This is a genomic window from Methylobacterium sp. J-068, assembly GCF_022829445.1.
In the GTDB taxonomy this organism is placed as follows: Bacteria; Pseudomonadota; Alphaproteobacteria; order Rhizobiales; family Beijerinckiaceae; genus Methylobacterium.
On sequence record NZ_JAKSXY010000062.1, the window covers coordinates 1 to 8,765 of the forward strand.

Genomic DNA, 8,765 nt, shown 5'->3' on the forward strand with positions numbered 1-8,765 from the left:
ATCCGGATCGGCGCCTCGTTCGCCAAGCAGGAACTCATGGGGTGCCTGGCGCTCCACCGCCCGCCCGAGGGCAAGCCCTTTCCGGCCGGCTTCGTCCACCTCCCGGACGACGTCACCGAGGATCAGGTCAAGCAGCTGACCGCCGAGGAACTGGTCACCGCCGTGAAGCGGGGCCGAACCCGGCGCGAGTGGGTGCCGATCGGCGGCCGGCGCAACGAGGTGCTGGACTGCGCGAACTACGCCCGCGGGCTCGCCGCCATGCGCGGCTGGGACCGCTGGCGTGAGGTCCACTGGCGCGACCTCGAAGGGGCACTGGGTATTGAGCGGATCCGGACAGCCATCATTCCAGAGGACGCGGCCACCTCCGAGGTTGTCGCCACCGTCTCGGCGACTCAGCAGAAACGTGGGCGACGCAGCGTCGTTCGAAGTCGGTTCATGAGGTAGGCGACATGGCCGGATATACACAGAAGCAGGTCGACAGCCTCAAGCAGGCCATCGGATCGGGCGCTCTCACCGTCGACTACCCGGAACGGGGCCGGATCACCTACCGCTCTCTCAGCGAGATGCGGCAGATCCTAGTCGACATGGAGAAGGAGGTAGGCGCCGCTGCTAATGTCGGCCGCGTGCGGACGCGGCGCATCGTCATGACGTCCTCGGGCGGGTTCTGAGCGTGCGCAAGCCTGCCCGCACCAGGACCAGCAAGGGAGCGGCGAAAGCCTCCGCTCCCGCTACGGCCTCGGCCGACCTGTCCGGTGCCCCGATCGGAACGGACGTTGGGCGTGAGGCCGCGCCGTACGATGCGGCTGGCGGCTTCGGCCGACGTTCCCGCGCGTGGCGGGTGGGCGGATACGGGCCGAACACGGCCATCACCTACTCGCTCGACGAGTTGCGCCGGAAGTCCCGCGATCAGGCTCGGAAGAACCCCTACGCCCGGGCCGCCGTCGACCGCCTCGTCACCAATATCATCGGCACTGGGATCAAGCCCCAGAGCACCGCGGCGATCTCAACCGTGGGGATGAACAAGACCCATACCAAGGCCGCGAACAAGGCTAGTGAGGAATTCCGGCAAGCGGTGACGCGGCTCTGGTGGGATTGGACCGACCAAGCCGACTCGATCGGTGCCCACGACTTCTACGGCCTCCAGGCCATCGCCGTACGCGGCATGATCGAGGGCGGCGAGTGCTTCGTGCGGATGCGACCGCGCCGCCTCACGGACGGCCTTTCCGTGCCGCTCCAGCTGCAGGTCCTGGAAGGCGACCACTGCGATGTCTTCAAGAATAGCCCTTCCGAGCGCATTCGGCAGGGTATCCAGTACAACGAGATTGGCGCGCGGACCGGATACTGGCTCTACCGCGAGCACCCCGGCGATGGCATTCTCGGCGGCACCGGAGGGCTGAACCAAACCCTCGTTCAGGCCGCCGACATCTGCCACCTCTATCGAGCGATGCGGCCCGGCCAGGATCGCGGCGAGCCCTGGTTAGCTCCGGCGCTTCAGACCCTCTACGACCTCAGCGGCTACCTCGACGCCGAGCTGGTGCGCAAAAAGAACTCGGCGATGTTCGTCGGCTTCATCAAGCGGGTCGCCGACAGCGAGTCGCCGCTCGGTGCAGACGATGCAGATGGAGCGGGATCGGCCGGCTTGGCCTTTGAGCCCGGTACGCTTCAGGTCCTCGACGACGACGAAGACGTCACCTTCAGCGACCCGAAGGATGTCGGCCCGAACTTCGAGGCCTTCGTGCGGCAATCTTTGCGTGGCATCGCGACGGCGGCTGGCACGCTCTACGAGTTGCTGAGCGGCGATTATAGCCAGTTGAACGACCGCACGCTGCGTGCGGCCCTTAACGACTTCCGGCGCGCCATCGAGGGATGGCAGCATCATCACGTCGTCTTCCAAGTGTGCCGCCCGGTCTGGATGCGCTGGATCGACTTCGCACTGCTGTCCGGCGCCCTCGTACTCCCGGCCGGCATGCGGCGCCAGGACGCCTACGCGGTAAAGTGGACGCCCCAGGCGTGGCCGTACATCCACCCGGTGCAGGACGTCGAAAGCAAGCAGATGGAAATCCGCGCTGGCTTCTCGACCCGGTCGCAGAAGGTCTCTGAGGGCGGCTACGACTCCGAGGCGATCGACGCCGAGAACGCCCAGGACAATGCCCGTGCCGATGCGCTTGGGCTGACCTACGCCAGCGACGGGCGGCAGAAGGCCGGGTCTGCAGGCATCGCAGCCGATGCGGCTGAAGCCCCAGCAGCGGCAGGCGCCGCTTCAGCGGACTGACCGGCGACCTATCCACCGACGACAACCGAAGGAACCGCCATGGCCGTACTGGTCACGGGGAACGAGATCGTCCTCACCGGGACGGTCGGCGACCTCTATTGGGATGACAGCTTCTGTTCTGCCGAAGTCATCCTCGCGCTCGCGCAGGTCGGCCGCGGGCAGGACGTCACCATCCGCATCAATAGCGGCGGGGGTATCGCGACGGAGGGGGCCGCAATCCACGCGGCGCTGACCGCGCATACCGGGCGCAAGACGATCGTCGTCGAGGGCATCGCCGCTTCGGCAGCCTCGGTCATCGCCATGGCGGGCGACGAGATCGTGATGGCCATGGGTGCCATCATGATGATCCACGACCCGTCCGGCTTCACCTTCGGGACGATCGCCGAGCATCAGCTGCAGATCAAGGCGCTCACCGCGCTCGCGACCGCCATGGCCGGCATCTACGCCGATCGCTCCGGGCGCACCGTGGATGAGGCCCGCGCCGATATGCAGGGCGAGCTATGGATGTCGCCCGAGGAGGCGGTGACCGCCGGCTATGCCGACCGCGTGCAGCTTCGCGGGATCGTTGGCGGCGTCGATGTCCAGACCGATCGCATCGAGATCGACGAAGGCGTCGAGATCGTCGGCCCCGAGCCCACGGCATTCGATTTCCGCCTCTACCAGCATCCGCCCGAGCGCCTCGTCGCTTTGGCTGACCGGCGCGCGTGGACCAACCGCGCTCGCCCCACCGCGGCCTCGCCGGCCGTCCCCCCACGCCTAAAGGAAAAACCCATGGCGAACGCACCGGCGGGCAACGAACCCGCTATCCCCGAGAACCCGGCGGCCGCGCTCGCCGCCGCCGTGGAGGGCGCCAAGCCCGCAGCCACCACCCCGGCGAGCATGTCGCGCGCCGACGCCTCCGAGATCGTCACCCTCTGCGTCGCAGGCGGCGTTCCGGCCATGGCGGCGAACCTCATCGCCGAGGGTGCGACTGTCGCCCAGGCCAAGGATCGTATCGGCGCCGCCGGCGAGATCAAGAACCTCGTCGCGCTCGCCCGTCGCGCCGACCCGGCCATTCCGGAGACGATGACGGCCGAACTGATCAATGCGGGCAAGTCCGTCGAGCAGGCGCGGGCAGCCCTCTTCGACAAGCTTGTCGCCAAGGACGAGGCGACCTCCGTCTCGTCCCACCACGTCGCGGAGAAGCCCCCGGCCGTCGCCGGACCGGAAGCCGCAAAATCCAACATGCGCGCTCAGCTTGAGCGCTCCGGCCACATGAAGAAGGGAGCCTGATCATGGCTGCGACTTTGAACAGCCCCGTCTACGTGAGCGACTGGCTCAAGTACGAAGCGGGGTCCTACTACTCGCGAGGCACCGGCACGGTCGCCAGCGGTTCTGGCGTCCTCGTGTCCGGCACCGTCCTCGCCCGCGTGACGGCCACCGGCAAGTACGTCCCCGCCGCCGCCACGGGCGCCGATGGCTCGCAAACCGCGAATGCCATCCTTGTCGCCCCGGTCGACGCCACGTCCGCCGACGTCCCCTGCGTCGTCGTCGAGAGCCATGCCCTGGTCAGCCATGCCGGCCTGACCTGGGGGTCCACCATCAACGATGCGACGAAGCGTGCGGCGGCCATCGGCCAGCTGCGCACCGTGGGCATCAAGGTCCGTGAAGGAGCCTGAACGATGCCCGATATCATCCTCGACATCATCAACAACGCTGCGTTCTCCGCCAGTTCGTTGACGGACAGCGTCAACGTCGTCCCGAACAGCTACGGGCGGCTGAACGAGCTCGGCTTGTTCAACGACGAGCCGATCGCCACCACTTCGGTGACCATCGATATCCACAACGGCGTGCTGAACCTGCTTCCGACGCGCCAGCGCGGGGCGCCGGCCACTCTCGGCACCCCCGAGCGCGCCCGGCTCAAGGCGTTTGCCGTGCCGCATATCCCGCATGACGACAGCGTTCTCGCGCTTGACGTGCAGAACATGCTGATGCGTGCGGGTGGCGGTGGCGTCGCCACGGCCGCCGGCCTGGAGACAGTGCTCGGCATGGTCAACCGCAAGCTGATCACCATGCGGCGCAAGCACGCGATCACCCTTGAGAGCCTGCGCGTCAGTGCCATCGCGGGTGTGATCCGTGACTACGACGGTTCGCCGCTGATCAACCTCTTCACCGAGTTCGGCATCACCCAGAAGGCCGTGGACTTCGCCCTCGGCACCCCGGGCACGGACGTCGGCAGCAAGTGCCGTGAGGTCTCCGGCTACATCGAGGACAACCTCTTCGGTGACACCATGACCAGCGTCGGCGCTCTTGCGTCGCCGTCCTGGTTCGACCGCTTCGTCACGCATGCCAGCGTGAAGGAGGCCTACAAGTACTTCGTCGCCACCCAGAACCCGCTGCGCAACGATCTGCGTAAGGGCTTCACCTTCCAGAACATCACGTTCGAGGAGTATCGGGGGCAGGCGACGAAGCTCAACGAGGACGGCACCACGACCGTCCAGCGCTTCATCCCGGACGGTGATGTGCGCTTCTTCCCGATCGGCACCGGCGACACCTTCACGAACTACTGGGCGCCGCCGGACCATATCGACGAGACCAACATCGCCCCCAACCTGGACGATCAGGTCTTCGTCGCTCCCCTGGAGCGGGCCAAGTTCGGCAAGGGCATCGACATCCACACGGAGTCGAACCCGCTCCCGCTCGTGAAGCGTCCCGCGACGCTGGTTCGCGGCTTCTCCAGCAACTGACGGTGATCGTCGGAACCCCTCGTCGGATGCTCTCCGACGAGGTCGACCCCTACCCATCCGGCCCTCCCGGCGATGCTATCCGGCTCGTCGCGGCACGGCACCATCGGCACACGGAGGACGACATGCGGCTTCGCGAGAAGGGCAAGAAGGACGGCGAGATCATCAACCTCGACTGGGATGCGGCGCAGGCCGCCCTCCTGGCTGGCACTCACGTGTCGGCTGAGGCTGAGGGTGGTGATGGCGATCGAGGCCCCGACGTTCCGGCAGCACAATCCCCCAAGCCCGATTCGGAGCCGGTCGCCGAAGACGACAAGCGCCTTCCCAAGCGATCCTGACCTATGAGCGTGTTCGGCCTTGCGATCGACGCTATCTTCAACGACCCGAACATGGCGGACGATGCGCTGTGGCGGGTCGGGGGAGCCGGTGAGGGCATTCCTGTTCGCATTATCCGGAAATCCCCTGACGGGATCGTCGGCCTGCAAGGCAATCAGTTCGATCTGAATGCGATGCTGCTCGACGTGAGAACGTCGGAGGTCGCCAGCCCCGCCGAAGGCGACACGGTGCAGATTCTTGATGAGGAAGACGGTGCTCCCGCAGAGACCGTCACGGTGACCGGGTTGTCAAAGTTGGACGGTTCCGGCCTTGTGCGCACCTGCGAGGTCGCCCCTATCACCGAAGACGATCCGGACGACCCGTGAAATTCTCCGCACAGGTCCCGGACGTGCCCGCGCTGCTCTCCGGCACGGAGGTACAGGTCGCGAAGTCCGTCACCGCCGGCATGCGGGACGTGACGGGCGGCCTGAAACAGGATCTGCGCGCCGATGTGGTGGCCGCCGGGCTCGGGCAGCGCCTCGCAAACACCTGGCGCGGCCTCACCTTCCCGAAGACGGGCGAGAGCATCGAGGCCTCGGCCTACCTCTACTCGAACGCGGCGAAGCTGATCGACGCCTTCGACCGCGGCGTCACCATCACGGCGAAGAACGGCAAGTTCCTCGCGATCCCGACCCCGGATGCGGGTGTCCGGCAGGTCTCGAAGCGCCGGGCCAAGGGGTAGACCGGCAACGGCCTCACTCCGGAGGCTTGGCAGCGCGAGACCGGCGTGAAACTGCGCTTCGTGCCAACGAAATCGGGCGGCGTTCTGGTCGCGGACGCATTCTACCGGCGCCAAGCGGCCCGCTACCAGGGACGCAAGTCGTTCCGGGCCATCAAAGAGGCGGGGCCGGCATCGGGCCGGAAGTTCGTCGTCATCTTCGTCCTGGTCCGGCAGGCCAAGCTGCGCAAGCGCCTGGATGTCGAGGCGACGGCCAAGCAGTGGGCCGAGCGCGTGCCGGGCGCCATCGCCGCCAACTGGAAGCTTTAACAGCCTCCCTACCGGGATTTCCGACATGGTCTTTCGCATCATCGCAGGCCTACTGGTCTATCTGGCGCTGTGCGCCGGCATTCATGCCGAGGTGCCGCCGAGCAAGGCCCCGGGAGTGCCAAGCAGCATCACGCTGCAGCCCGTCGCCGTCTACGATGCCGCCGGCAACGTCGTCGGCAGCTTCGGGGGCGGCTCGACGACCATCGCTGGCGTCACGCGCACCCGCCTGACCTGCACGCTCCCGGCCTACGCGGCCGGCGGCAACATCGTCTGCACGGACGCGACGGGTGCGCAGACCACCACGGCCTGCGCGGCCAGCACGGCGTGCCTCGTGAACGCCGCCAACGCCAACCGGAAGACCGCGTTCTTCATGAACCGGACGGCCAACACCACGATCGACATCGGGTATTCGGCGAGCGTCGCACCGGGCAACAGCTACGGGATCGACGGCCCGGCGGCGGCCGGCGCACAGGGCGGTTCGACGGTCGAATCCCCCGCCCATGTCGGCGCCTACTACGCTGCCTCGCCCGCCGCGGCGACACTCGTGTTCATTCAGGGGCAGTGACCATGCGCAGGCTCCTCTTGGCGGTCTCCGCCCTCCTCGTCCCGGCGCTCGCCCTGGCGCAGTCCCTGACCCTGCCGCCGATCGCGGCCCAGGTCGCCACGAAGGCCCCGATCGACAACCCGACCCTCACCGGCACCGTCACCCTGCCGATCCTGGCGGCGACGGGCAGCGGCAACGTCATCCGCTTGTCCACCGGGCAGGTCATCAGGCTCGACACGGCGGGCAACGTCGGGGTCTGGTCCGACGGCACGCGGATCAAGATGGGTCGCGGCTTCACGATCCAGGATAGCTCGACGCCGGTCTATGGCGTCGGGTTTGCCGCCCAGGTTGACAACCGCCTCGCTCAGTTCGGCATCAACGATACGAGCATCGACGGCACCCAGGACAACACGGCACCGGGTGGCTTCATCCGCTTCGAGACGCGGGGCGGTCCGCTGTTCCAAATCTATGCGCGCGCGGCAGGGGCGGCGAACGTTGGACAGATCCTGAGTATCGATGCCGCGGGCAATATGGTTGCGACAGGAATCGTCCGAGGCACCGCGTTCAACGCCTCCGGAACAGCCGGCGTGACCTGTACCGGCGCGCCAACCACCAATTTCCGTACCGTTGGCGGCATCGTCACGGCCTGCTGATGCGGTCCGTGCTCTCGGCTGAGGCTCCCATGCGCCAAGCCCTTGCTCTGCTGCTCTGCCTGTCGGGTTCGGCGTTGGCGCAGAGCTACCCGCCGCCCGGCGTTTCGGCCAGTCAGCTCAACGCCGCCGTGCGGGCGGCCATGCCTGCGCCGGCAACCGTGATGCCACCCGCGACCGCGCTGGATGGCGCCACGGGCGGCGCGGTGGCCTACGCTCGTGCCGACCACACCCACGCGGCGCGCGTCCAGCGAACCGTCATGACCACCGCGGCCGACGGCACGGTGACCTGGACGTTCGCTCGGCCGATAGTCTGCGCGGCGGGCAAGCTTCCGCCGATCAGCAACATGGTCGAGGACACGGGCAGCCCTGTCGTCGTGCAGGTCACGGGCCGTGCCTTCACCTCGGATGCGACCGCCGGCACCGACACGCACACGGCGGTCACGATCCGCGCGCAGCGCTCACAGTTCCTGCCGGCCATGCTCGTGTCGCTGGCCGCGCTCCTGAACTTCAACGTCTTCGGAGGCTCGGCGTCCGGCGTGAAGGTCAATCTCTGGGCCGCCGATCCGACCCAATGACCGCTGCCGCCATCGCGCTCGCAACGCCGGAGCACCCGTCCGCCGCCGCTCTCCGCATGATCCGCAACTGAACGGATGGACTGATGCCGAGCACTCGTGAGCGCGTGATCCAGGCCGTCGCCGCTCTCGTGAAGGGTGCCCTGCCCAAGGCAGGGCACCACCGGAACGAGGAGAAGCAGAGGACTATCCCGGCCGGCGGCTACGTCAATGTGGACGACGGCGACCCGGGCGAGCCCGAGGTCACGCTGAACCCCACCACCTGGATTTACGAGCACCAGATCCCACTCGAGATCGCGGCGAACGCCTCACGCACCATCAGCGCCGAGATCCGCCTCGACACGATGATGCAGGCCGTCGGCGCCGCCGTGGCGGCAGACCGGACCCTCGGCGGCCTCTGCGATTACCTCATGGTGCAGGCTGCGCAGACCGAAGGCCTGACCACCGAAGGCGCCGCCGTCTCGCGCTACGCTCTCGTCAACATCGTCGCCGTCTACGGCACGACCGATCCCTTGAACTGATCCCACCCCAGGAGAACACCATGGCCCGCGCCAGAGGTGCCAACGCCATCATGGCGGCGGCGTTCGAGACCACCTACGGAACCCCGCCGTCCTCCGGCTACCGCAAGCTGCCCTTCG

The 8,765-nt window shown here is 67.5% G+C and carries 12 protein-coding genes and 1 pseudogene; all 13 read left to right on the forward strand.

The window, feature by feature from the left end; genetic code table 11:
• The coding region (locus MKK54_RS08420; protein WP_244010349.1) for a terminase gpA endonuclease subunit at positions 1 to 444 on the forward strand (444 nt) is incomplete at its 5' end.
• A gap of 5 nt (positions 445 to 449) precedes the next feature.
• Positions 450 to 668, forward strand: a complete 219-nt coding sequence (locus tag MKK54_RS08425; RefSeq protein ID WP_244010350.1) for a phage head-tail joining protein — start codon at positions 450 to 452, stop codon at positions 666 to 668.
• Between the two features lie 2 nt (positions 669 to 670).
• A complete protein-coding gene (locus MKK54_RS08430) occupies positions 671 to 2,272 on the forward strand; it encodes a phage portal protein (RefSeq protein ID WP_409564148.1) in 1,602 nt (533 codons plus the stop codon).
• A gap of 39 nt (positions 2,273 to 2,311) precedes the next feature.
• Complete coding sequence (locus MKK54_RS08435) at positions 2,312 to 3,544, forward strand: head maturation protease, ClpP-related (RefSeq protein WP_244010351.1); 1,233 nt, start codon at positions 2,312 to 2,314, stop codon at positions 3,542 to 3,544.
• Between the two features lie 2 nt (positions 3,545 to 3,546).
• Positions 3,547 to 3,930 (forward strand): head decoration protein, encoded by a 384-nt coding sequence (locus MKK54_RS08440; RefSeq protein WP_244010352.1) that lies wholly within the window; start codon positions 3,547 to 3,549, stop codon positions 3,928 to 3,930.
• A gap of 3 nt (positions 3,931 to 3,933) precedes the next feature.
• Entirely contained in the window at positions 3,934 to 4,998 is a 1,065-nt protein-coding gene (locus MKK54_RS08445) for a major capsid protein (RefSeq protein ID WP_244010353.1), read from the forward strand.
• 26 nt (positions 4,999 to 5,024) lie between these two features.
• Positions 5,025 to 5,333: a hypothetical protein gene (locus tag MKK54_RS08450; RefSeq protein WP_244010354.1), complete on the forward strand. Its 309-nt coding sequence runs from the start codon at positions 5,025 to 5,027 to the stop codon at positions 5,331 to 5,333.
• A gap of 3 nt (positions 5,334 to 5,336) precedes the next feature.
• Complete coding sequence (locus MKK54_RS08455) at positions 5,337 to 5,696, forward strand: hypothetical protein (RefSeq protein ID WP_244010355.1); 360 nt, start codon at positions 5,337 to 5,339, stop codon at positions 5,694 to 5,696.
• A gap of 23 nt (positions 5,697 to 5,719) precedes the next feature.
• A pseudogene (locus MKK54_RS08460) lies at positions 5,720 to 6,358 on the forward strand (DUF6441 family protein).
• A gap of 25 nt (positions 6,359 to 6,383) precedes the next feature.
• On the forward strand, positions 6,384 to 6,923 hold the full coding sequence (locus MKK54_RS08465) for a hypothetical protein (RefSeq protein WP_244010356.1): 540 nt from the start codon (positions 6,384 to 6,386) through the stop codon (positions 6,921 to 6,923).
• 2 nt (positions 6,924 to 6,925) lie between these two features.
• The gene (locus tag MKK54_RS08470; protein ID WP_244010357.1) at positions 6,926 to 7,555 is read left to right on the forward strand and encodes a hypothetical protein; all 630 of its coding nucleotides are present in this window, start codon (positions 6,926 to 6,928) and stop codon (positions 7,553 to 7,555) included.
• A 29-nt stretch (positions 7,556 to 7,584) separates the two neighbouring features.
• Entirely contained in the window at positions 7,585 to 8,130 is a 546-nt protein-coding gene (locus MKK54_RS08475; RefSeq protein ID WP_244010358.1) for a hypothetical protein, read from the forward strand.
• Between the two features lie 83 nt (positions 8,131 to 8,213).
• The gene (locus MKK54_RS08480) at positions 8,214 to 8,648 is read left to right on the forward strand and encodes a hypothetical protein (protein ID WP_244010359.1); all 435 of its coding nucleotides are present in this window, start codon (positions 8,214 to 8,216) and stop codon (positions 8,646 to 8,648) included.
• Positions 8,649 to 8,765 lie beyond the last annotated feature (117 nt).

Coding starts and splice junctions, on each gene's coding strand:
- MKK54_RS08425 (WP_244010350.1), top strand. CDS start 450: ATGGCCGGATATACACAGAAGCAGGTCGACAGCCTCAAGCAGGCCATC.
- MKK54_RS08455 (WP_244010355.1), top strand. CDS start 5,337: ATGAGCGTGTTCGGCCTTGCGATCGACGCTATCTTCAACGACCCGAAC.
- MKK54_RS08480 (WP_244010359.1), top strand. CDS start 8,214: ATGCCGAGCACTCGTGAGCGCGTGATCCAGGCCGTCGCCGCTCTCGTG.
- MKK54_RS08475 (WP_244010358.1), top strand. CDS start 7,585: ATGCGCCAAGCCCTTGCTCTGCTGCTCTGCCTGTCGGGTTCGGCGTTG.
- MKK54_RS08470 (WP_244010357.1), top strand. CDS start 6,926: ATGCGCAGGCTCCTCTTGGCGGTCTCCGCCCTCCTCGTCCCGGCGCTC.
- MKK54_RS08445 (WP_244010353.1), top strand. CDS start 3,934: ATGCCCGATATCATCCTCGACATCATCAACAACGCTGCGTTCTCCGCC.
- MKK54_RS08435 (WP_244010351.1), top strand. CDS start 2,312: ATGGCCGTACTGGTCACGGGGAACGAGATCGTCCTCACCGGGACGGTC.
- MKK54_RS08465 (WP_244010356.1), top strand. CDS start 6,384: ATGGTCTTTCGCATCATCGCAGGCCTACTGGTCTATCTGGCGCTGTGC.
- MKK54_RS08440 (WP_244010352.1), top strand. CDS start 3,547: ATGGCTGCGACTTTGAACAGCCCCGTCTACGTGAGCGACTGGCTCAAG.
- MKK54_RS08450 (WP_244010354.1), top strand. CDS start 5,025: ATGCTCTCCGACGAGGTCGACCCCTACCCATCCGGCCCTCCCGGCGAT.